Origin of the sequence: Streptomyces sp. NPDC017991 (assembly GCF_044328075.1) — a bacterium.
Taxonomy (GTDB): Bacteria; Actinomycetota; Actinomycetes; order Streptomycetales; family Streptomycetaceae; genus Streptomyces.
In genome coordinates this window covers 23,930-48,452 of sequence record NZ_JBIRGP010000011.1, presented here as the reverse complement: position 1 = coordinate 48,452, position 24,523 = coordinate 23,930, and the positions used below count along the sequence as shown (strand labels likewise).

8 protein-coding genes are annotated in these 24,523 nt (G+C 73.7%); 3 read left to right on the top strand and 5 right to left on the bottom strand.

Annotation, left to right across the window (positions count from 1 at the left end; translation table 11 throughout):
* Positions 1-6: 6 nt before the first annotated feature.
* The 3 genes from ACH4DZ_RS29265 to ACH4DZ_RS29255 form a co-directional block, all read right to left on the bottom strand.
* A complete protein-coding gene (locus ACH4DZ_RS29265; protein ID WP_398290651.1) occupies positions 7-11,202 on the bottom strand; it encodes an SDR family NAD(P)-dependent oxidoreductase in 11,196 nt (3,731 codons plus the stop codon).
* Between the two features lie 163 nt (positions 11,203-11,365).
* Entirely contained in the window at positions 11,366-12,229 is an 864-nt protein-coding gene (locus ACH4DZ_RS29260) for an SDR family oxidoreductase (RefSeq protein WP_398290385.1), read from the bottom strand.
* 175 nt (positions 12,230-12,404) lie between these two features.
* On the bottom strand, positions 12,405-14,015 hold the full coding sequence (locus ACH4DZ_RS29255; RefSeq protein WP_398290384.1) for an AMP-binding protein: 1,611 nt from the start codon (positions 14,013-14,015) through the stop codon (positions 12,405-12,407).
* A 206-nt stretch (positions 14,016-14,221) separates the two neighbouring features.
* Here ACH4DZ_RS29255 and ACH4DZ_RS29250 point away from each other — a divergent pair, with 206 nt between their 5' ends.
* Positions 14,222-15,169, top strand: a complete 948-nt coding sequence (locus tag ACH4DZ_RS29250) for an ACP S-malonyltransferase (RefSeq protein WP_398290383.1) — start codon at positions 14,222-14,224, stop codon at positions 15,167-15,169.
* A gap of 109 nt (positions 15,170-15,278) precedes the next feature.
* On the opposite strand, the gene ACH4DZ_RS29245 is transcribed toward ACH4DZ_RS29250, so the two are convergent.
* Positions 15,279-15,527, bottom strand: a complete 249-nt coding sequence (locus ACH4DZ_RS29245; RefSeq protein ID WP_398290382.1) for a phosphopantetheine-binding protein — start codon at positions 15,525-15,527, stop codon at positions 15,279-15,281.
* 124 nt (positions 15,528-15,651) lie between these two features.
* Here ACH4DZ_RS29245 and ACH4DZ_RS29240 point away from each other — a divergent pair, with 124 nt between their 5' ends.
* Together ACH4DZ_RS29240 and ACH4DZ_RS29235 are read left to right on the top strand one after the other, a co-directional pair.
* Positions 15,652-17,268 (top strand): AMP-binding protein, encoded by a 1,617-nt coding sequence (locus ACH4DZ_RS29240; RefSeq protein ID WP_398290381.1) that lies wholly within the window; start codon positions 15,652-15,654, stop codon positions 17,266-17,268.
* A 66-nt stretch (positions 17,269-17,334) separates the two neighbouring features.
* Positions 17,335-18,990, top strand: a complete 1,656-nt coding sequence (locus ACH4DZ_RS29235) for an MFS transporter (protein WP_398290380.1) — start codon at positions 17,335-17,337, stop codon at positions 18,988-18,990.
* 18 nt (positions 18,991-19,008) lie between these two features.
* Here the strand turns inward: ACH4DZ_RS29235 and ACH4DZ_RS29230 are convergent, their stop codons facing one another.
* A complete protein-coding gene (locus ACH4DZ_RS29230; protein WP_398290379.1) occupies positions 19,009-24,519 on the bottom strand; it encodes a type I polyketide synthase in 5,511 nt (1,836 codons plus the stop codon).
* Positions 24,520-24,523 lie beyond the last annotated feature (4 nt).

The following is a 24,523-nucleotide window of genomic DNA, read 5'->3' as shown; positions in this document are numbered from 1 at the left end:
CTCTCCCTAGGTCGGTGTGGTGCGGCGGGCGGCCCGGAGCAGGTCCTCGACGCCCATGCCCCTGATCTCCTCGGCCCTGTCGTCGTCGTGGTCCGGCGCCGGCCGGGGCAGCGAGATGCTTCCGGCTTCCGGCGGGCCGGTCTCCGTGAGGCCCAGCAGGGTGTCCAGCAGCCCGGACTCGCGCAGCCGGGCGAGCGGGATCGTGGCGAGTGCCGACCGGACCGAGTCCTCGTCCGGGGCGGGCAGCGCCCCCTCGGGGAGCAGTTCGGACAGCAGGAACCTCGCCAGTCCGGCGGGCGTGGGGTGGTCGAAGGTGAGTGTCGCGGACAGCCGCAGCCCGGACGCGGTGCCCAGCCGGTTGCGGAGTTCGATCGAGGCGAGCGAGTCGAGTCCGAGCGCCGTGAACGGGGCCCCGGGGTCGATGGCGGCGGGATCGTCGTGCCGGACGGCCGCGACCTCGGCGCGGACCAGGCCGAGCAGGAGCGACTCCCGCTCGTCCTCGCCCGCGAGAGCGGCGAGCCGCCGTTCGAGGTCGGGTCCCGCGGCGGGACGGGCGGCTGCGGCGGGTGCGGGTGCGGGTGGTACGAGGCCGCGCAGCAGCGCCGGTATGTCGTCGCGGGCGGCACGCAGCGCCGCCGGGTCGAGCCGGATCGGCACCGGCAGCGTCTCGCGGGCCGCCAGCGCGTCGTCGAACAGCGCCAGCCCCTCGGCCGGTGACAGGGGCGGGACTCCCGAGGCGCGGACGCGACCGCGGTCGGCCTCGCCGAGGCGTCCGCCCATGCCGGCGGTCTCGTCCCACAGCCCCCACGCGAGGGACGCCGCGGGCAGGCCGAGCGAGCGGCGGTGTACCGCGAGCGCGTCCAGGAAGGTGTTGGCGGCGGCGTAGTTGCCCTGGCCGGCGCCCATCATCAGGCCGCTGACCGAGGAGAACAGCACGAACGCCGACAGGTCCGCCTCCCGTGTCAGTTCGTGCAGGTTCCAGGCGGCGTCGGCCTTGGCGCGCAGTACCCCGTCCAGCCGGGCGGGGGTCAGCGAGCCGATCAGCCCGTCGTCCAGGACGCCCGCCAGGTGCAGCACCGCGGTGAGGGGCCGGTCCGCCGGGATGCCGGCCAAGAGGGCGGCCAGTGCGTCGCGGTCGGCCGTGTCGCAGGCGGCCACCTCGGTCTCGGCGCCGAGAGCGGTCAGTTCGGCGGCCAGGGCTGTGGCGCCCGGCGCCGCCGGGCCGCGGCGGCCTGCCAGCACCAGTCGGCGGACACCGTGCGCCGTGACCAGGTGGCGTGCCACGAGTGCGCCGAGCCCGCCGGTCCCGCCGGTGATCAGGACGGTGCCGTCGGGATCCCAGGCCGTGGGGGCCGTGGGTCCGGCGGCCTTCACCAGCCGGGGTACCAGAGCCCTGCCGCCGCGTACCGCGATCTCGGGTTCGCTGACGGGGAGCGGCGGTGCCGTGCCGCCGGGGCCGTCCAGGTCCAGCAGGACGAACCGGCCGGGGTTCTCCGCCTGCGCCGCCCGGACCAGGCCCCACACCGGCGCCTGCCGCATCTCGATCCGGCCGTCGCCGGTGTCCACCGCGCCGCCGGTCACGACGGCCAGCCGGGAGTCGGCGAACCGCTCGTCGGCCGGCCAGTCCCGCAGGATCTCCAGCACCGCGGTCGTGGTCGCGCGCACGCCGAGGGGAACGTCACCGTCACCGGAAGGCGCCGGGCAGGGGAACAGTACGAGTGGGGGCACGGGTGCCGTCGCGTCCGCCAACGCGGCGAGATCGGCGTACCGGGGCGCGTCGTCGGCCCAGGGGGCGAGCGGGCCGATCGGGCCGGTGCCCACGACGGCGAACCGGCCGGCGGTGTCGGCGGGGCCGGGTGGCAGCGGGGTCCAGCCGACGCGGAACAGCGGACCGCGCCGGGTGCTCGTGAGCCCTTCCGCCGACAGGGGCCGGGTGACCAGGGACTTCACCGTCGCCACCGGTCGGCCGGACTCGTCGGCGAGCAGTATCGACGTGCCGTCGCCGTCCGTGGCCCGGCGGGTGAGCACGCGCAGGGCGGACGCGCCCGTGGCGTGCAGCGTCACGCGTTCCCAGGAGAAGGGGACGCTCGTCACGCCGTCGTCGTCCAGGGCGTCCGCGTGCAGCGCCGCGTCCAGCAGGGCGGGATGCAGTCCGAACCGCGCCGCGTCGTCGCGGGCCGCGTCCGGCAGGGCGATGTCGGCGAAGACCTCGTCACCGCGGCGCCACGCGGCCCGCAGGCCCCGGAAGGCCGGGCCGTAGCCGTAACCCCGGGCGGCGAGCAGTTCGTAGGCGTCGGTGACGTCCAGGGAGTCGGCCCCGGCCGGGGGCCAGGCGGTGAGGTCGAACGCGGGCTCCTCGGCTTCGGCCGCCAGTACGCCGGTGGCGTGCCGGGTCCAGGGCAGGTCGGGCTCGCCCTCGGGGCGTGCGTGGACGGCGACCGTCCGGGCGCGGGTGCCGTCCGGCTCGTCCACGGTGACCCGCAGGGCCACCGCGCCCCGGTCGGGCAGCACGAGCGGTGCCTCCAGCGTGAGTTCGGTGAGCGTGCCACAGCCGACGTGGACGCCCGCCGTGAGGACCAGGTCCACGAAACCGGTGCCGGGCAGCAGCACCGAACCCAGCACGGCGTGGTCGGCCAGCCAGGTCTGGACGTCCGCCGACAGACGGCCGGTGAGCACGACCCGGCCCGAGCCCGGGGTGTCCAGCGCGGCGCGCAGGATCGGATGGTCGACCGGTTCCAGCCCGGCGAGGCCGACGTCGCCGGGGGCCGGATCGCCCGCGTCGAGCCAGAAGCGGCGCCGCTGGAAGGCGTACGTAGGGAGGTCGATCGAGGCGTCACGGGGCCGCCCCGCGAAGAAGGCGTCCCAGTCCACGTGCCGGCCGCGGGCGTGGACCGCGGCCACCCCGGACACCACCTCGTGCTCCTCGGGCCGGTCGCGGCGCAGCAACGGGACGAACGCGATGCCGCTGCCGCTGCCGCTGCCGCTGCCGCTGCCGGCGCCGGTGTCGCTCTCGCTGTCGACGCACTCCCTGCCCATCGCCGACAGGACCGCGTCGGGGCCGGTCTCGACGAACGTGGTCACGCCGAGGCCCGACAGGAACCTCACGCCGTCGGCGAACCGGACCGGTGCCCGGACGTGACGCACCCAGTGGTCCGCCGAGCCCTGATCGGTGATCCCGCCGGTCAGGTTGGACACGACCGGGATGTGCGGACGGTGGTACGTGAGTGTCTCGGCGACGCGGCGGAAGTCGTCCAGCATCGGTTCCATCAGCGGGGAGTGGAAGGCGTGGGAGACCCGGAGGCGGGTGGTCCGCACGCCGCCGGCGGCGAGCCGGGCGGCCGTGTCGAGCACCGCGTCCGTCTCGCCCGAGATCACCACCGAGGACGGACCGTTCACCGCCGCGATCGCCACTCCGTCGCCCAGCAGGGGTTCGACCTCCGCCTCGGCGGCCCGGACCGCGACCATGGCCCCGGTGCGCGGCAGTGCCTGCATCAGCCTGCCGCGTGCCGCGACCAGCGTCGTGGCGTCCTTCAGCGACAGCACACCCGCGACGTGCGCCGCCACGATCTCACCGATCGAGTGACCGAGCAGGTGGTCGGGCCGCACTCCCCAGGATTCCAGCAGCCGGAACAGCGCCACCTCGACCGCGAACAGCCCGGCCTGCGCCCAGACGGTCTCGTCGAGCAGTCGGGGTTCGTCCCGGGCGGGTCCGTCCAGTCCGGGTTCGCTCAGTCCGGGTTCGCTCAGTTCGGGTTGGCTCAGTTCGGGTTCGTCCACTGGGGGTTCGTCCCACAGCACCTCGCGCAGGGGGCGCTCCAGATGCTTGTCCAGCAGGGCAGCGACCGCGTCGAACGCCTCGGCGAACGCGGTGAACCGCTCGTACAACTCCCTTCCCATGCCGGGCCGTTGCGCGCCCTGGCCGGTGAACAGGAACGCGAGGCCGCCGCCGGCCGCCGGTCCCTGGAGCACACTGAGCGGCGGGTCCTGTCGGACGAGGGCGTCCAGTTCGCGTGCCAGGGCCTCGTGGCCGGACCCGACGAGCACCGCGCGGTGTTCCAGGGCGGCACGGGAGGTCGCCAGCGCGTGTCCGACGGCGGCGGGGTCCCGGGTGCCGAGGTCGTCCAGTCGCTCCCGCAGCCGGACGGCCTGGGCCCGCAGGGCCTCCGGTGTGCTGCCCGCGAGCACCCACGGGACCGTACCGCCCACGGTGGGCGCGGGTCCGGGGTCCGGCAGCGGGGCGGGTTCGGGTGCGGGTGCCGCTTCGATGATGACGTGGGCGTTGGTGCCGCTGATCCCGAACGAGGAGATCCCCGCGCGGCGCGGACGGCCCTCCGCCTCCGGCCACTCCCGTGCCTCCGTCAGCAGTTCCACCCGCCCCGCCGACCAGTCCACCTGCGGAGACGGCGCATCCACGTGCAGTGTGCGCGGCAGTACGCCGTGCTCCATCGCCTTGACCATCTTGATGATCCCCGCGACACCCGCCGCCGCCTGCGCATGCCCGATGTTCGACTTGACCGACCCCAGCCACAACGGGCTGCCCTCAGGCCGGTCCTGCCCGTACGTCGCCAGCAACGCCTGCGCCTCGATCGGATCACCCAGCGTCGTCCCCGTACCGTGCCCCTCCACCACATCCACCTGATCCGACGACACCTGCGCACTCGCCAACGCCGCCACGATCACCCGCTGCTGCGACGGACCGTTCGGAGCCGTCAACCCATTCGACGCACCATCCTGATTCACCGCCGAACCACGCACCACCGCCAACACCGGATGACCATGACGCCGGGCATCCGACAACCGCTCCACCAACAGCATCCCGACACCCTCACCCCACCCCGTACCATCCGCCCCAGCCGCAAACGACCTGCACCGCCCATCACGCGACAGACCACGCTGCAGACTGAAGTCCACGAACGTGTCGGGGGTGGCCATCACGGTCACACCGCCGGCCAGTGCCAGGGAGCACTCGCCGCGCCGCAGCGACTGCATGGCCCAGTGCAGGGCCACCAGCGAGGACGAGCACGCGGTGTCCACGCTCACCGCGGGGCCCTCCAGGCCGAGCGTGTAGGCGACGCGCCCGGTGGCGACGCTGCTCGCGCTGCCGTTGCCCAGGTAACCTGCCAGGTCCTCGGGCACCTTCGCCAACCGGGTCGCCCAGTCGTGGTACATGATCCCGGCGAACACACCGGTCGTGGTGCCGCGCATCGACAGCGGATCGATCCCGGCGCGTTCCAGCGCCTCCCACGACGCCTCCAGCAGCAGGCGCTGCTGCGGATCCGTTGCCAGGGCCTCGCGGGGGCTGATCCCGAAGAGGCCGGCGTCGAAGTCGGCGGCGTCGTGCAGGAACCCTCCCTCGCGGATGTAGCTCTTGCCCGGCCTGCCCGGCTCGGGGTCGTAGAGGTCCGCCACGTTCCAGCCGCGGTCCTCGGGGAAGGCCGAGACACCGTCCCGGCCCTCGGCCACCAGCCGCCACAGGTCCTCGGGGGACTCCACCCCGCCGGGATAGCGGCAGGCCATCGCGACGATCGCGATGGCGTCCTCCCCGGAACCGGAACCGGAACCGGAGTCCGAGCCGGAGCCGGTGAGCGCGGCGGGCGGCGGTACGGCGGGGGCCTTACGTGTCCCGGACGCCCTGGCCAGTACGTGGGCGGCGAGGGCGGCGGGGTTCGGGTAGTCGAAGACCAGGGTCGAGGGCAGCCTCAGTCCGGTCACCGCGTTGAGCCCGTTGCGCAGTTCCACGGCGGCGAGCGAGTCGAAGCCGATCTCGCTGAAGGCCCGGCGCGGCTCGATCGCGTCCCCGCCCTCGTGTCCGAGCACCTGGGCGACCCGGGTCAGGACCAGATCCAGGACGACGCGGTCGCGTTCGGCCTCGGGCAGTTCGGCCAGCCGGGCCGTGAGGGGCGCTCCGCCGGCGGACGGGGTGCCCGCGGAGGCGGTCCGGCGCACCGGGCCGCGGACCAGGCCGCGCAGGACGGACGGCACACCGTCGGCGCGGTCCCGCAGCGCGGCGGCGTCCACCCTGACGGGGACGGCCACGGCCTCCCCCGCGTACAGGGCCAGGTCGAACAGGGCGAGGTTCTCGGCGGGTGTGAGGGCCACCAGGCCGGAGCGGCCCGCCCTGCGCAGGGCGGCCTCGTCCAGGCGTGCGCCCATGCCGTCTCCGGACCACAGCCCCCAGGCCAGTGAGGTCGCGGGCAGGTTCGCGGCGCGGCGGTGCTCTGCGAGCGCGTCGAGGAAGACGTTCGCGGCGGCGTAGTTGCCCTGTCCTGGGCCGTCCACGATCCCCGCGACGGAGGAGTACAGCACGAACGCCGACAGATCCAGGTGCCGGGTCAGCTCGTGCAGGTGCCAGGCCGCGTCCGCCTTGGGGCGCAGCACCTCGTCGACCCGCTCGGGTGTGAGCGACCCGAGCAGGCCGTCGGCGACGACGCCCGCGGTGTGCACGACGCCCGACAGGGGGTGCTCCGCGGGGATCGCGGCCAGCAGCGCCGTGAGCGCCTGCCGGTCCGAGGCGTCGCAGGCGGCCACGGTGACAAAGGCGCCGAGTTCCGTCAGTTCCGCGGCGAGGTCGGCGGCACCGGGCGCGTCCGTGCCCCGGCGGCCGGCCAGCAGCAGGTGCCGGACGCCGTGCTCGACGACCAGGTGGCGGGCGAGGTGGCCGCCCAGCCCGCCGGTGCCTCCGGTGATGAGCACCGTGCCCGTGGAGTCCCAGGGACTGTCCGGGGCGGTGTCGGGTGCGGTGTCGGGTGCGGGGACCTCGGCCAGGCGGGGCACGAGGACCGTGTCGCCGCGGACCGCGACCTGCGGTTCACCGGTGGCCAGCGCCGCGCGCAGCCCTCGCGCGGTGCCGGCGCCGAGGTCCGCGAGGACGTACCGGCCGGGATGCTCGGCCTGGGCCGAGCGGGTCAGGCCCCACAGGGGGGCGCTGCCGAGATCGGGGGTCTCCCCCGGTCGCGCGGCCACCGCGCCCGTGGTGACGACCACCAGCCGGGAGGAGGCCAGTTGTTCCTCGGCCTGCCAGCGCTGGAGCAGGTCGAGGAGGCGGTGGGTCGCGGCGCGGGCGGCCCGGTGGGGTTCGCCCTGGGTCGGCGGGAACGGGACCAGTACCGCTTCGGGTACGGCCGCGCCGGACGCGATGGCCGTGCGCAGGGCGCCGAGGTCGGCGTGCACCGTGGCGTCCGGTCCGAACTCCTCGGTGCCCAGCGCGGCCCAGCCGCCTCGCGCGGGAGCCGTGTGCGCCGGCGCGGGTTCCCAGCGCAGCCTGAGCAGCGACGGACTCGGCGCCGTACCGGTGAGGCGTTCGACGGGGACGGGGCGTTCCACGATCGAGGCCACCGACACGACAGGGGCGCCGGAGGTGTCGGTGATCTCCAGGGACACCCCGTCGGGGCCCGCCGGTGAGATCCGTATCCGCAGTGCCGTGGCGCCGGAGGCGTGCAGGGTCACCCCGGTCCAGACGAACGGGAGCCAGACCTCCTCGCTCCCCCGGACGCGGTCGCCCACGAGGTCGGCGGGGCGCAGCGCGGAGTCCAGGAGCGCCGGGTGCAGTCCGTACCGTACGGCCTGGGCGCGGGCCTCCTCGGGCAGCCGGGCCTCGGCGAAGACCTCGGTCCCGCGGCGCCACGCCGCGCGCAGGTTCCGGAACATGGGGCCGAACTCGTAGGCGGAGCCCGCCCGGTTGAGCAGGTCGACGTCGACGGGCTCGGCGTCCGGTGGCGGCCACTGGGCGGTGGCGGGCATCGGCGACGTCGTGTCCACGGGGCCGGGCGGTGCCAGGACCGCGCTCGCGTGCCGTGTCCAGGGGCCGTCGCCCTCCGGGCGGGCGTGGACGTCGGCGGAGCGGCGGCCCGAGGCGTCGGGCCGGCCGACGACGACCTGCACGCTCACGCCGCCCTCGGCCGGCAGCGCCAGCGGCACCTCCAGCGTGAGCTCCTCCACGGTGCCGCAGCCGACCTCGTCGCCGGCCCGGATCACCATGTCGACGAACGCGGTTCCCGGCAGCAGTACGGTGCCGGCGATGACGTGGTCGGCGAGCCAGGGCTGGGAGCGCACCGACAGCCGTCCGGACAGCACCGTCCCGCCGGTGTCCGCGAGGCCGATCGCCGTGTCCAGCAGCGGATGGCCGGTGCCGTCCCGTCCCGGCGTCGCCGCGGTGTCGTCCAGCCAGTAGCGGCGTCGCTGGAACGGGTAGGTCGGCAGGTCCACCCGTCGTGCGCCGCGTCCGGCGAAGAAGTTCTCCCAGTTCACGCCGGTGCCCCGGGTGTGCGCGAGTGCCACGGCCGCGACCAGCTCGCGTTCCTCCGGTCGCCCGGCCCGCAGGAGGGGTACGAAGGCCGCGTCGGTGTCGTCGCCGAGGCAGTCGGGGCCCATCGACGACAGCACGGCGTCGGGGCCGAGTTCGAGGAACGTGGTGACGCCCTCGGACTCCATCCACCGGACGCCGTCGTGGAAGCGGACCGCCTCGCGGACGTGCCGCACCCAGTAGTCGGCGTCGGGTACGACGGGCCGCCCCGTCAGGTTCGACACGATCGGGATCCGCGGCGGCGCGTGGTCCATGACCTGGGCGATACGCCGGAACTCCTTGAGCATCGGTTCCATGAGCGGTGAGTGGAACGCGTGCGAGACCCGCAGCCGCCCGGTCCTGCGCCCCTCGGCGGCGAAGCGGTCCGCGATCCGCGCCACCGCGTCCTCGTCGCCGGACACCACGACCGACGCGGGCCCGTTCACGGCGGCGATCCCGGCGTTCCCGGTGAGGCGCGGCAGTACGTCCTCCTCGGAGGCGCCCAGCGCGACCATGGCGCCGCCCGGCGGCAGTTCCTGCATGAGACGGCCGCGGGCGGCGACGAGCAGTGCGGCGTCCTCCAGGGACAGGGCGCCGGCCACGTGGGCCGCGGTGAGTTCGCCGACCGAGTGGCCGGCGACGTGGTCGGGGACGATGCCCCAGGACTCCACCAGGCGGAACAGCGCCACCTCGACCGCGAACAGGCCGGGCTGGGCGTAGGCGGTCTGCTGCAGGAGCGCGGCGCGCGCCGGGTCGGCGGCGAACAGCACGTCGAGCAGCGGTATGTCGAGCTGTACGTCCAGATGGGCGGCGGCCTCGTCCAGGGCACTCGCGAACACCGGGAACGTCTCGTACAACTGCCGTCCCATGCCGGGACGTTGGCTGCCCTGGCCGGTGAACAGGAACGCGGTGCGGGGGTCGGTGACCGGGCCGAGGGACGGCGGTCCGGCGTCGGCGAGGGCGGCCAGGGCGCGCAGCGCCTCCTCGCGGTCGGTGGCGACGACCGCCGAGCGGTGGCCCAGGGCGGCCCTGGTCGTGGCCGCGGAGTACGCAACGTCGGCCAGCGACGGGGCGTCGGGCGCGGCCAGCAGCGACCTCAGCCGCTCCACCTGGGCCCGCAACGCGGGCTCACCGCGCGCCGACAGCACGAGGGGGGTCACCCGGGCCGCGGCGGGCCCGGCCTTCGCGCGGTGGGAGTTGGCGGTGCCGGGGTCGGTGGCGCCGGAGGTGACGAGGCCGGCGGCGCCGGAGCCGTGGGGCTCAGAGGCGTCGAGGCCAGCGGCGTCGAGGCCAGCGGCGTCGAGGTCGGTGGCGCCGGGGTGGTGGACGTCGGCGGTGTCGAGGGCGGCGGTGTCGAGATCCGGTGCCTGCTCGATGATCACGTGGGCGTTGGTGCCGCTCGCGCCGAACGAGGAGACGCCCGCGCGGCGCGGCTCCTCGCCGGACTCCCACGGCACCGGCCCGGTCAGCAGCCGCACGGTACCGGCCGACCAGTCGACGTGCGGGGACGGTGTGTCCACGTGCAGGGTCGGCGGCAGCGTGCCGTGCCGCATCGACATGATCATCTTGATCAGGCCGGCGGCCCCGGCGGCGGCACCCGTGTGCCCGATGTTCGATTTGACCGAGCCCAGCCACAGGGGCCGGTCGGCGGTGTGGTGGGGCCCGTAGGCGGCGATCAGGGCGCGTGCCTCGATCGGGTCGCCGAGGCGGGTGCCGGTGCCGTGCGCCTCGACGGCGTCCACCTGCCCGGCGGTCATCCCCGCGTCGGCCAGCGCACGGTGGACGACCCGCTGCTGCGCGAGTCCGTTCGGCGCGGTCAGGCCGTTGCTCGCGCCGTCCTGGTTGATCGCGCTGCCGCGCACCACCGCGAGAACGGGGTGCCCGGCGCGGCGCGCGTCCGACAGCCGCGTCAGCACGAACACGCCGGAGCCCTCGGCGAAGCCGGTGCCGTCCGCGGCTGCGGCGAAGGCCTTGCACCGGCCGTCCGGGGCGAGGCCGCGCTGCCTGCTGAACATGGTGAACGTCCCGGGGCTCGACATCACCGTCACACCACCGGCCAGGGCGAGTTCGCACTCACCGCCGCGCAGCGAGCGCACGGCCAGGTGCAGCGCGGTGAGCGACCCCGAGCAGGCGGTGTCCACGGTCAGCGTCGGCCCCTCAAGCCCGAGGGTGTAGGCGACGCGGCCGGACACCACGCTGGGCAGGTTGCCGAGCATCAGGTGCCCGTCCAGCCCGTCGGGCGCCTGATGGGTCTTCGGGCCGTACTCGTGCGGCTCCACGCCGATGAACACGCCCGCCTCGGTGCCGCGCAGCCGGCCGGGGTCGATGCCGGCCCGTTCCAGCGCCTCCCAGCAGGTTTCCAGCAGCAGCCGCTGCTGCGGGTCCATCGCCAGGGCCTCCTTGGGGCTGATGCCGAAGAAGGCCGCGTCGAAGTCGGCGGCGCCGTCCAGGAATCCGCCCTGGCGGACGTAGCTGGTACGGGGGACGTCCGGGTCGGGGTCGTACAGGGCGTCCAGGTCCCAGCCCCGGTCGGCCGGGAAGCCGGAGATCACATGGGTGCCGTCCACGACGAGCCGCCACAGGTCCTCGGGCGAGGTGACACCGCCCGGGAAACGGCACCCGATGCCGATGACGGCGATCGGCTCGTCGCCGGCGGCGGCCGGCCGCGCCGGGACGGGCGGCCGGACGGCGGGGAGCCCCAGCGCTTCCGCACGCAGGTACTCGGCCAGTTCCGCCGGGCTCGGGTAATCGAATCCGATGGTGACCGGCAGTGGGAGGCCGGTCGCCGCCGTCAGCCTGGAATGCAATTCGACGAGGCCTATGGAGTCGATTCCGATATCCCGGAAGGGCCGTTCCGCGTCGATTCTCTCCGACGTCCCAGGATCGGCCCTCCGCAGTACGGCGAGCGTTTCGGCACGCACCAGGTCGAGCAGCAGGTGAAGCTGCTCCGAGGCAGATCCGGCGGCCCTCATGGCGGCGAATCCTCCGCCGTCCGGGCCACCGGGTTCACCGAATTCACTCATGCGCGCACTCCACGATCGTGACACCGTTCACCGACGTCTTCCACGGCCCCGTGACGCGGGGTCAGGCCGCCTTCCAGGCCTGCGCCGTCTCCTCGGCGAACTCGGTGAAGGAGCGCGGCGGGCGACCGAGCAGCTTGGTCACGGCCTCGATGTCCTCGGCCGCCGCGACGTAGCCGTTGTGGTCGTAGTGCTCGTACATCATCCAGAGGTCGCGGGCGAGGTGCTGCGGCATCATCTGGTTGAGGATCAGCGAGCAGGACTCCAGGTCACCGCCGACGTAGGCGATCTCGACGCCGAGCACGCGCTTCCAGGTGTCGGTGACGAACTGCCCGGTGACGGGCTCGGGGCCCGTGACGGTGTAGGTGCGGCCCTCGTGACCGGGCGAGGTGAGGACGACCGCGGCCGCCTCGGCGACGTCACGGACGTCCACCCGGGACACACCGATCTCGCCGAGCGGGATGCCGTACACGCCCATGAACAGCATGTCCTTGGCCCCGATGTCGTTCTGCATCAGCTCGCTGCGGCGCAGGATCGTGTAGGGGACGCCGGAGGCCTTCAGGGCCTTCTCCACGGCGACCTTCACACCGCAGTGCGGCGGGGTGAACAGGTTCTCCAGGTCCTGGGTGGAGACGTACACCAGATGTCCGACGGCGCTGCGCCTGGCGGCGTCCACCGCGAGGAGCCCCTGGTAGGTCTCGGCCTCGCCGACGGGCAGGTTGAGGAACACCGCGTCGGCGTCGGCGAACTCCTCCATCAGCAGTTTGTGGTCCAGGAGGTCGCCGACGACGCCGCGTACGCCCTCGGGAAGCGCCTCGGCGTTCTCGGTGCTGCGGGTCAGCACCGAGACCTCGACGTCACGGGACCGCAGCTCGCTCACCAGAGCCGTCCCCACGACGCCCGTTCCAGCAGTGACGAAAACCTTCATCTCATTTCTCCGTGTCTTGTCCGCGTTCGGAATGGGAAATGTGGCATCACAGTCGGCCACGGGAATGAGCGAGGCGCGCCCCGCGAAGCCAAGTGGCGGGAATACGGCGGCAATTCGTTGAGCAAATGCACCGTTCGCGCCGAACGCTACCCGGGGCCCCGACGGCCACCAACCCTTATCGGCCCCTAAAGGACGTCGGGGTGGTGAGCCGTGCGGCCAGTACCGCGTGATCGACTTTGCCGTTCTCGGTGACGGGCAGTTCCTCCAGGACCTGGAGTTCCTGCGGCACCATGTAGTCGGGCAGCGCCTCCGCGCAGTGGGCGCGCAGTTCCCTGCGGTCGGGCTCCGGAGCGCCGCGTTCCATGACGGCGAAGGCGCTCAGCACCGGGTCGGCACCGGAGCCGGGCACCACCATGGCGACCGCGGCGGCGACGCCGGGGAAGTCCATGAGCCGGCGCTGCACCTCGGCGAGTTCGACGCGGTTCCCGCGGATCTGGACCTGGGAGTCGGCGCGGGAGCGGAAGTACATCGCCCCGTCCGGACCCTGGTGCGCCAGATCGCCGGTGCGGAACACGATCTGGCCCGAGGCCGGGTTCAGCGGGTCGGGCACGAGCGCCGCGCGCGTTGCTTCGGGGTCGTTCCAGTAGCCGCTGAACAGCGAGGGGCCGCGCAGGTGGATCTCCCCGACGACACCGGGCCGGGTGATCGGCCGGCCGCGTTCGTCGGCGAGCATCATCTCGGCACCCGGATGCGCGAAGCCGATCGACAGCCGTTCCAGGTCCGCGGGCAGCGGGGCGGGCACATCGGTGAACGAGCACGCCATCGACTCGGTGGCTCCGTAGCAGTTGACGATCCGCGTCGACGGCGACAGGGCCTGGAACCGGCGCAGTTCGGCCAGCGGGAACTCCTCGCCGCAGAAGAGCACTCCCCGCAGGCCGAGTTCCGCCAGCGCGTGGGGCTCGGTGCGCAGTACCGGCCGCCAGATCGACGGCACCCCGTGCACATGGGTCGCGCCCGCGTCGCGGAGGAAGCCGAGGAAGCGCCGCGGCCAGCGCAGCCGGTCGCGGGGCACCGCGACCACGGTCGCCCCGGCACCGAGCGCCATGCCGATGTCGAGCAGCGAGAAGTCGAACTGGAGCGGTGACGTGGTGGCGACGCGGTCGTCCGGCGCGATGAGGCCGAGCTCCAGGACCGCACGGAAGAACGCGGTGTTGGCGCGGTGGCTCATCACCACACCCTTGGGACGGCCGGTCGTGCCGGAGGTGAAGATGATGTACGCCGGGTCCGTGGGGACGACTTCGCGCCGGTGCCGGGTCCTGGGCTGTGGGGCTCGTCCGACCGTCAGCCCGTCGGGGCCGAACCGGGCGGTGCCGACCTCGGGCGGGATGCCGTCGCGGCCCCCGCGCCCGGTCTGCAGGTACAGGGCGGGGCGCGCGCTGTCGATGATCGACAGCAGCCGCTTGGTCGGGGTCTCGGGGCTGACCGGCACGAACGGCAGGCCGAGCAGGCAGCAGGCCATGTACAGCGCGATCGCCGACGCCGAGGTGTCGGACTCCAGGACCACCCGGTCGCCGACGTCCAGGCCCAGGTCGCCGAGCGCGTCGGCGTAGGTCCCGGTGCGTTCCCGCAACTGCGCGTAGCTGGTCGTCGCGACGCCGTCGCCGGTGTCCGCGAGCTCGATCACGGCGGGTTTGTCGGGCGTGGCCTCGCAGGCTCCCATCAGGTGGCGATAAAGGTTGTCGACCGTGTTCTGTACACGGGCCGGCCATTTGTTGTTCACACTCATCCGGGTCACCTCTACTGGCGAGCAAAGCGCGCGAATCGGCAATTAAGAGGCCTCCCTATCATGGCGCGATCGGGCCCTACAAGGCGCACCGGGCAGTGGTCCTTCGCTTAGGGGGTATTAGGGGTACTACAGCTGCCGGGGTGACGTGCAGACTTGGGAATCCACACTACCAACGGCACTTCCTACATTCGAGGAGAGAAAGACATATGGATACCGGCCTCCGTACGGAAGCCGCGATGATCTTTCCCGCAATCAGTCCTGCGAGTTTCTCGAACGTCGGGAAATTCATGCTCATGAACCCGGCCGCCCGCCGACTGTCGGCAGAGGCGGACGAAGTGCTCGGATATTCACTTGTCGACCGTTTCCGTGCCGCCGAGAGCGATTACGAGGAGTCCGCGCGGATAGCGTTCCTGGTGAACTGTCTGGCCATGGCGGAATGGGCGACCGAGACGCTCGGGGCCGATCCGGTGGTCTACGCCGGGCCGAGCTTCGGCGGGACGCCCGCCGCGGTGCACTCGGGCGCGCTCGACTTCGCCGAGGCGGTACGGCTGACCGCCGGGACGGGCCGGCGCATCGAGGAGTACTTCACCCGTGAGTACCGCGACGTGGTCACCCAGTCGTTCGCCCGCACCCCCGAGGACAGACTGGCCGAGCTGCTCGGCGAGTTGGACGAGCGGGGCGACTGGTACGACGTCTCCTGCTATGTCGACCACGACTTCTACATGCTCTCGGTGCGTGAGCACCGCCTCGAATGGCTGAACGCGCGGCTTCGCGCACTGGGCGGGCTGCCCCTGTCCACGATGCGTCCGCCCATGCACTCCAGCGCCTTCCGCGCTCTCCGGGAGACGCTGGAGAGCGAGGTGTACGCGAACGTCGGCTTCGGCGACCCGGCGCTTCCGGTCGTGTCGGACCACGACGGATCGCTGCTGAGGTCGGGCGGGGAGCTGCGCACGCTGCTGCTGGACGCGGCGGTGCGGCCGGTGCGGTGGCCGGCGGTGATGCGGACCCTGCGGGACCTCGGCGTCGGCACGCTCCATGTGTGCGGTCCCGACAATCTGTGGGGCCGGGTGCGGTGCGTGACCGACCATTTCGAGGTCGTCGCACTCAAACCGGAGGTGGCCATGCGGCCGCGCCGCCGGGACGTCGCCGTATGATCATCGCGAAAATAGCCGATGAAGAGGGCGCGCACATCCCGTCGGCGTTTCGGCCGGCCTCGTTCCGGAGGGTTCTCCTTCCGGACGGTTCTCGTTCTGTGCGGTTTTTTCAGGCGGCTGTTTCCCGCATCCGGGAGAGTGCCGTCCACAGCGTGCCGGGTGTGGCGAAGGTGGCCATGTCGAGCGCTTCGTCCACGAACCGCACCTGGAACGTGTTCTCCAACGATGCCAGCAGTTCGACCGCGCCCATGGAATCCAGGCCGAAATCACGCAGGCTGCTGTCCCCGGCCAGCGAGTCGCCTGCCGGGAGAAAAGGCAGCCGTTGCCGCAGAAGATCCTCGAATCGGGAATCCCACATATTCACTCCTGAAAGGTGTCGGGCCATGATTTCGGGCCGAGAAAATGACGTGTTCCGTGGACCACGCTAAGCATCCGCCCGCGTGGCGGACAACCCTTATCAACCCCTTTCCACGGATGACGGAATGACTGGGATTCCCGAGCACGCGCTGCACGCGCGATTCCTGCGCGGTCTGGCCGCCTCCCCCACACGTCCCGCGTTCCGTGCCGACGCCGGGGCCGTGACGTACGGGGCCCTGCACGAGCAGGCACTCGCGTGGGCGGGCGCGCTGCTGGCCGCCCCGGCGGGACCGCCCCGGGCCGTCGGCGTACTGGCGGAGAAGGGCCGGACGTCCTTCGCCGGGCTGCTCGCGACGCTGTACGCCGGTGCGGCCGCCGTACCGCTCGCCCCGGACTTTCCCGCGGTCCGCACACGCCGGATGCTGGCGGCGGCCGGGGTCTCGGCGGTGATCGCCGACCGCGCCGGGCTGGCCGCTCTGGAGGCGGCCCACCTGGACGCGCCGGGCCCGGACGCGCTCGGTCTGGGCGCGCCCGCTCTGGATGCGCCCGGTCTGGACGCGCCCAGCCCTGACATTCCGGTGCTGACGGACGAACCCGGGGCCGCCGGCCGGTTCCCGGTCCTTCCCGTCCGTGCGCGCGACGCCCTGAGCGCGCCGCGCCCGGTCGCGCCCGGGGACCTCGCCTACATGCTCTTCACCTCGGGTTCGACCGGCCGCCCCAAGGGTGTGCCGATCACGCACGCGAGCACGCACCACTACTTCTCGCTGCTGGACGCCCGCTACGACTTCGGCCCCGACGACGTCTTCTCCCAGACCTTCGGGCTGAACTTCGACTGCGCGATGTTCGACCTCTTCTGTGCCTGGGGGGCCGGCGCGAGCGTGCACACGGTGCCGGTGCGCGCCTACACCGATCTGCCCGCGTTCCTCGCCGAGCGCGGGACGAGCGTGTGGTTCTCCACGCCGAGCGCCATCGCCCTCGTCCGGCGGATGGGGGGCCTGACGCCCGCGGCGATGCCGTCACTGCGCTGGAGCCTGTTCGCCGGTGAGGCGCTGCGCTGCGCGGACGCCGCCGACTGGCAGGGCGCCGCGTCCCGTTCGACCGTGGAGAACCTGTACGGCCCCACCGAACTCACCGTCACCGTCACCGGACACCGCTGGTCGCCGCGGCTCTCGCCCGCTCTCGGGGTGAACGGCCAGGTGCCGATCGGGACGGTGCACGAGGGTCACGACCATCTGCTGCTCGGCCCCGACGGCGCTCCCGCCGGGACCGAGGGCGAACTGTGCGTCACCGGCCCGCAGATGACGGCCGGTTACCTGGACCCCGCGGACGACGAGGGCCGCTTCCTCCGGTACGGGGGCCGGACCTGGTACCGCACCGGTGACCGCGTCCGCCGGCTGGCCGACGGTGAACTGGTCTACCTCGGCAGGCTGGACGCCCAGGTGCAGGTCCAGGGCTGGCGGGTCGAGCTCGCAGAGGTCGACGACGCCGTCCGCGCGTGCGCCGGAGTCGAGGACGCGGTGACCGTGACCCGCCCCGCGGGCGGCGGCGGACTGGAACTGGTGGTGTTCTACACCGGTGTCCCCGTCTCCCCCGTCGTGCTCGCCGGACAGCTGCGGCGGGTACTACCCGAGGGGATGCTGCCGCGGGCGTTCCGCCACGTCGAGTCCTTCCCGCTCAACGCCAACCGGAAGATCGACCGATCCCTGCTCGCGGCGACGGCCGGAACGCCCGGCGGGCCCTGAGCGCACCACACCGGGCCGCCCAGGGCGGCCCGGCTCCGACCGACCATGTCTCCCGACGGAGGATCAATGTCCACCACCGCATCACCCCAGCTGGCCGGGCGGCGAGAGTGGGTGGGGCTCGCCGTCCTGGTCCTGGCCAATCTGCTCATCTCGATGGACATCTCGGTCCTCTACCTCGCCGTCCCGTTCATCACCGCGTCGCTGGAGCCGAGCAGCGTCCAGCAGCTGTGGATCCTCGACATCTACGGGTTCCTGCTCGCCGGCCTGCTGATCACGATGGGCGTGCTCGGGGACCGGTTCGGGCGCCGCCGGCTGCTGATGATCGGCGCCGCGCTGTTCGGCGCCGCGTCCGTCGCCGCCGCCTACGCGGGCAGCGCCGAGGCGCTCATCGGCACCCGCGCACTGCTGGGTGTGGCGGGGGCGATCCTCGCGCCGTCCACGCTGGCGCTCATCCGCAACATGTTCCAGGACATCGCCCAGCGACGTACCGCGATCGCGATCTGGACGGCCGGGTTCGCCGGCGGCGCCGCGCTCGGACCGCTGGTGTCCGGGGTGCTCCTCGACCACTTCTGGTGGGGCTCGGTGTTCCTCATCAACGTCCCCGCGATGGTGCTGCTGCTGGCACTCGCCCCGGCGCTGATCCCCGAGTACCGCGATCCACGGCCCGGCGGGTTCGACCTGCTCAGCGCGGTGCTGTCGCTCGGCGCGGTGCTTCCGGTGATCTACGGGATCAAGTCGCTGGCGCAGGACGGCGTGAGCGCGCTCGCGGTGACGGCCCTGCTCGCCGGACCACTGATCGGAGCGGCGTTCGTCCAGCGGCAGCGCACGGTGCGCCATCCCCTGATCGACCTGAACCTGTTCCGCGTACGTGCCTTCTCGGCGCCGATGGCGGTGAACGTGGTGGCGTTCTTCGCGCTGGTCGGATTCGCGCTGTTCTCCACGCAGTGGCTGCAACTCGTGCGCGGCATGGGCCCGTTGGAGGCCGCGCTGTGGTCGCTGCCCGCGCCGGTGGCGGTGGCCTTCGCCACCACGGTCGCGACCGGGGTCGCCCGCACGGTGCGCCCGGTGTACATCGTGTCCACCGGGCTGCTGATCACGGCCGTCGGGTTTCTCGTGCTGACCCAGGTCGGTGTGCACTCCCACCTCGCCGTCCTGGTGGGTGGGGTCGTCGGGGTCGCCGCCGGGCTCGGTGTCGCGCTGACGCTGACCGCCGACATGATCCTCGGCGCGGCTCCGCCGGAGCGCGCCGGAGCGGCGTCGGCCCTGTCGGAGACCGCCAACCAGCTCGGTGCCGCGCTGGGTGTCGCGATCCTGGGCAGCATCGGCGCCGCGATCTACCGGACCGACGTACAGGACACCGTGCCGTCGGGGATGTCGCCCGAGGCGGTGCACGCCGCTCGCGAGACGCTCGGCGGTGCCTCCGAGGTGGCCCAGCAGCTGCCGGAGCCCGCACGGTCCGGGCTGCTGGACGGGGCCCGGGAGGCGTTCGTCCACGGGCTGAACCTCAACGCCGCCATCGCCGCCGCGGTGATGGTGGCCGCCGCCGTGGCGGCCACGCTGCTGCTGAGGCGGCAGGCCGTGGCCCCGGTGACCTCCGCCGTGCCCGACGCGTCGAGCGACGTGCCGGGTGACACGCCGGGTGACACGCCCCTCGACGTGCCGAGCGGCGCGTCACTCGACGCGCCGCTCGGCAAGAGTGTCCCTGGGTCCGCCGGCAGCTGACCCCGGGCCGATCCCGGCTCAGGCGGGCGTCTCCAGCTCGCCGTCCAGGATGTCGAACATCTCCTTCGCCGACACCGTCGCCAGGCTCGTCCCGGCGGCGGTGTCGTCGTCGGGCCGGGAGGACACGGCCCATGCCGCGGTGATCGCGCGCAGCCGGGCGGTGACCCTGGCGCGCTCGGCCTCGTCCGGCTCGGCCGCCTCCAGCGCCAGTTCCAGGTTCCGCAGTTCGGAGTCCAGCGCGGGCCCGGTCTCGTCCTCCGGAGCCAGCTCGGTCAGCAGCAGTTCGGCGACCGCGCGGGACGTCGGATGGTCGAAGACGAGCGAGGTGGGCAGCCTGAGCCCGGTGACGGCGTTGAGGGCGTTGCGCAGCTGGACCGCGGTGAGCGAGCTGAAGCCGAGCTCGGTGAACGCCCGGTCCGGCTCGACGGAACCGCCGTCCTCGTGGCCGAGTACCGCGGCGACCTGACCGCGGACGACCTCCAGCAGGAACCGGTCCCGGTCGGGGCCGGTCCGGCCGGCGAGACGCAGCGTCGGCGGGGCGACCCCCGCGTTGCGGGCGGTCTGCCGGGCCGGGACCCTGACCAGGCCGTGCAGCATGGCCGGGAGCGCCGCGGACCCGGCATGGGAGCGCAGGACGCCGATGTCGAACCGGACGGGCAGCAGGACGCTCGCACCGTGCTCCAGCGCCCGGTCGAACAGCGCCAGGCCGTCGGCGGTGGACAGCGCCGGTATCCCGGAGCGCTCGTGCCGCCGGACGTCCTCGCCGAGCCGCTCGGCCATCCCGGCCTCGGCCCACGGGCCCCACGCCAGCGACACCGCCGGCAGGCGCAGGCCGCGCCGGTGTTCGGCGAGCGCGTCCAGATAGGCGTTCGCCATCGCGTAGTTGCCCTGCCCGGGGGCGCCCAGGGTGCCGGAGACGGACGAGAACAGCACGAACGCCGTCAGGTCCTGCTCGCGGGTCAGCTCGTGCAGGTTCCAGGCCGCGTCCACCTTGGGGCGCAGGACGGCGGCCACGCGCTCGGGCGTCAGGGCGGAGATCACCCCGTCGTCCAGGACACCCGCTGCGTGGACGACGCCGGTGAGCGCACGCCCGTCCAGCAGGGCGGTCGCGGCCCGCCGGTCGGCCAGGTCGCACGCGGCGATCTCGACCCGCGCGCCCAGTGCGGTGAGTTCCTCGCGCAGTTCCGCCGCGCCGGGGGCGTCGAGGCCGCGCCTGCTGGTCAGCAGCAGCCGCCGGACTCCGTGCGCGGACACCAGGTGCCGGGCGATCAGGGTGCCGAGGCCGCCCGTCCCGCCGGTGATCAGTACGGTGCCGTCGGGGTCCCAGGGCGCGGGACGCACGGGTGCCCGGCCCGCGCCGGTCAGCCGGGGGATCCACGGTTCGCCGGCGCGCAGGGCGACCTGGGGTTCGGTCAGGGAGGCCGCCGCGGGCAGGGCTCGCGCCGACTCGGGGGTGCCGTCGGTGTCGAGCAGGACGAACCGGTCGGGGTGTTCGGCCTGGGCGACGCGGACGAGGCCCCACAGCGCGGCTCCGGTGAGGTCACCGACGCGTTCGTGGGGGGCCGCGGCGACGGCGCCCCCGGTCACCACGGCCAGCCGGGACGCGGCGAACCGGTCGTCGGCGAGCCACGTCTGGACCAGCTCCAGCATGCCGCGCGAGGCGGCGTGCACGTCTTCGGGGGTGCCGTGGGCATCACCGGTGCCGCCAGTGGGTGGCGCGACGAGGACCACCTCCGGTACGCCCGTCTCGGCGAGGGCCGCCAGGTCGGCGAACACGGGGGCCCCGTCGGCCGGACCGAACCCGCCCGCGCCGACGACGGCGCAGGTCGCGCGCGGCGCTTCGAGGGGGGTACGCGTCCAGCCGACCCGGAACAGAGAGTCGTGCCACTCGCCGCCCGCCGAGTTCAGCCGCTCGGCGGAGACGGTGGTCGTCGTCAGGGTGCCGGACAGCACCGGCCGGCCCGTCGCGTCCGCGAGTCGCAGGGCGCGCCCACCACCGTCGGCCGGTGAGATCCGTACCCGCAGGGCTTTCGCGCCCGTCGTGTGCAGGCTCACCCGGCTCCAGCCGGTCGCCAGCAGGGCCCCGGTTCCGTCGGCCCGGCCGGTCCTGTCGTCGAGGAGGCCGATGTGGGTCGCGGCGTCCAGCAGCGCCGGGTGGATGCAGAACCCGGCGGCCCCGGTGGAGTCGTTCTCGGGGAGTTCGACCTCGGCGAACAGTTCCGCGCCGCGCCGCCAGGCCGCGCGCAGTCCCCGGAACACCGGTCCGTAGCCGTGGCCCCGTACGAGCAGCTTCTCGTAGACGTCGTCGATGTCGACGGGGTCGGCGTCGCGCGGCGGCCACTCGGCCAGGTCGAAGGTGGCGGGTTCGTGGCCCTGGGAGAGCAGGCCGGAGGCGTTGCGCGTCCACGGCAGGTCCGCGGGAGCGTCCGCGGGCCGGGAGTGGACGCTGACCTGCCTGGTGCCGGCCTTTGCCGGGCCCACCGCCACCTGGAGCGCGAGGGCGCCGCGCGCCGGGAGCACCAGCGGGTCGTGGACGGTGAGTTCCTCGATCGTCCCGCAGCCGACCTCGTCGGCGGCGCGCACCAGCAGGTCCACGTACGCGGCGCCCGGCAGCGGTGTACTGCCGAGCAGGTCGTGGTCCGCCAGCCACGGCTGTGTGCCGAGCGCGAGCCGTCCGGTGAGGACGACACCGCCGGAGTCGGGCAGGGCGAGGACGGCACCGAGCAGCGGATGCCCGGCCGGCTCCAGCCCCGCGGTGCCGACGTCGTCGACCCGGCCCGCGGCGGCGCCCGTCGCGTCGGGCCAGTACCGCCTGCGCTGGAACGCGTAGGTCGGCAGGTCCACCCGCCGGGCGCCGCGTCCGGCGAACACCGCGTGCCAGTCGACCCGGGCGCCGCCGACGTGGAGCCGGCCGACCGCGGTGAGCAGGGCGGCGGGCTCGGGGTGCTCGCGGCGCAGTACCGGTACGGCGAGCGCCGCCGTGTCCTGGGCGCGGTCCAGGATGTCCTCGGTCAACGCGGTGAGTACGCCGTCGGGGCCCAGCTCCACGAACCGGGTGACGCCCTCGGACCGCAGGTACGCGACACCGTCGGCGAAGCGGACCGCCTCACGGACGTGCCGTACCCAGTGGTCGGGCGATCCGAGGTCCCCCGCCGCGGTGCCGGTCACGTGGGAGACGACGGGGATGACGGGCTCCGCGTAGGTGAGCCCTTCGGCGACGCGACGGAACTCCTCCAGCATGGGCTCCATCAGCGGCGAGTGGAACGCGTGCGACACCTTCAGCCGGGTCGTCCTGCGGCCCAGGGCGGCGAAGTGCGCGGTGATCCGGTCCACTTCGTGCGCGGCGCCGGAGACGACGACCGAGCCGGGGCCGTTGACCGCCGCCACCGCGGCCGGCCCGAGGACGGGTACGGCCTCGTCCTCGGTGGCCTCGACGGCGGCCATCGCCCCGCCCGCAGGCAGCGCCTGCATCAGGCGTCCGCGCGCGGCGACGAGCGTGGCGGCGTCCTGCAGCGACCACACCCCGGCGACGTGCGCGGCGACCAGTTCACCGATGGAGTGGCCCGCGACGAAGTCGGGCACCACCCCCCAGGATTCGAGGAGCCGGTGGAGCGCGACCTCCACGGCGAACAGCCCGGCCTGGGTGTGGACGGTCTGGTCCAGGGGCCCGTCCACGGACCAGATCACGTCCTTGAGCGGCTGGTCCAGATGCCGGTCCAGCTCGGCGCAGACCGCGTCGAGCGCATCGGCGAAGACCGGGAACTCCTCGTACAGTTCGCGGCCCATGCCGAAGCGCTGCGCGCCCTGGCCGGAGAACAGGAAGGCCGTCAGGCCGCCGCCCGCGGAGCCGACGAGCACGTCGGGGTGCGGCTCGCCGTCGGCGACGGCGGCCAGCCCGCGCAGTCCTTCCTCCGTGTCGCCCGCCAGCACGACGGCACGGTGCTGCAGCGCGGCCCGGCCGGTCGCCAGGGAGTATCCGACGTCGAGCACGTCGGCCGGTCCGCCGCTCGTCACGTGCGCCAGGGCGCGCCTCGCCTGGGCGCGCAGCGCGGCGGGGTCCCACCCGGACACCGGCCACGGCACCGGGACGCGGGCCGGCCGGTCCGCGGGGGCCGGCCGTTCGGGTGTCCCGTCCGCGGGCTCGTCCGGCGCCTGCTCGATGATCATGTGGGCGTTGGTCCCGCTGACCCCGAAGGAGGAGACGCCCGCCCGGCGCGGCCGTCCGCTGTCGGGCCACGGGATCGTCTCGGTCAGCAGGCGCACGGCGCCCTCGGACCAGTCGACGTGCGACGAGGGCTCCGTCACGTGCAGCGTCTTGGGCAGCAGTCCGTGGCGCAGCGCCATCACCATCTTGATGACGCCGCCGGCGCCCGCGGCGGCCTGCGCGTGACCGATGTTCGACTTGATCGACCCCAGCCACAGCGGACGGCCCTCCGGCCGGTCCTGCCCGTACGTCGCCAGCAGGGCCTGTGCCTCGATCGGGTCACCCAGCGTGGTGCCGGTGCCGTGCCCTTCGACGGCGTCGACGTCGGCGGCGGACAGCCGCGACTCGGCCAGTGCCTGGCGGATCAGCCGCTGCTGCGAGGGGCCGTTGGGCGCGGTCAGGCCGTTGGACGCGCCGTCCTGGTTGACCGCCGAACCCTGTACGACCGCCAGCACGGGGTGACCGTTGCGGCGGGCGTCGGACAGCCGTTCCAGGAGCAGGATTCCGGCGCCCTCGGCCCAGCCGGTGCCGTCGGCGGTGTCGGAGAACGCCTTGCAGCGCCCGTCGGGTGCCAGGCCGCGCTGGCGGCTGAACGCGATGAACGGCGCGGGCAGCGACATGATCAGGACACCGCCGGCGAGCGCGAGGTCGCACTCGCGCCGCCGCAGTGCCTGCGCGGCCAGGTGCAGTGCGACCAGCGAGGACGAGCACGCGGTGTCGACGGTCAGCGCGGGGCCCTCAAGTCCGAGCGTGTAGGAGATCCGGCCGGAGATGACCGAGGCCGCGTTGGCGGTGCTCAGATACGCCTCCTCCGCCTCGGGCATCGCGTCGAGCGCGTACGCGTAGTCCTGGCCGCCGGAGCCGACGAAGACGCCGACCTGCTTCTCGCGCAGGGCCGACGGGTCGATGCCCGCGCGTTCGCACGCCTCCCAGGAGAGTTCCAGCGCGATCCGCTGCTGCGGGTCCATGGTGAGGGCCTCGCGCGGGGAGATCCCGAAGAAGGCGGCGTCGAACTCGCCCGCGTCGTGGACGAAGCCGCCCTCGCGGACGTAGCTGGTACGGGGCCGGTCGGGGTCGCTGTCGAACAGCTGCTCGGTGTCCCAGCCGCGGTCGTCGGGGAACGCCCCGATCGCGTCGGTCTCCTTCTCGACCAGCCGCCACAGGTCCTCCGGCGAGCGGACCCCGCCCGGGTAGCGGCAGCTCATCGCGACGACGGCGACCGGCTCCCGCTCCCGGGTCTGGACCTCCTGCAACCGCTGACGGGTCTGGTGCAGTTCAGCGGTCACCCGCTTGAGGTAGCCGAGAAGCTTCTCGTCGTTCGCCATTGCG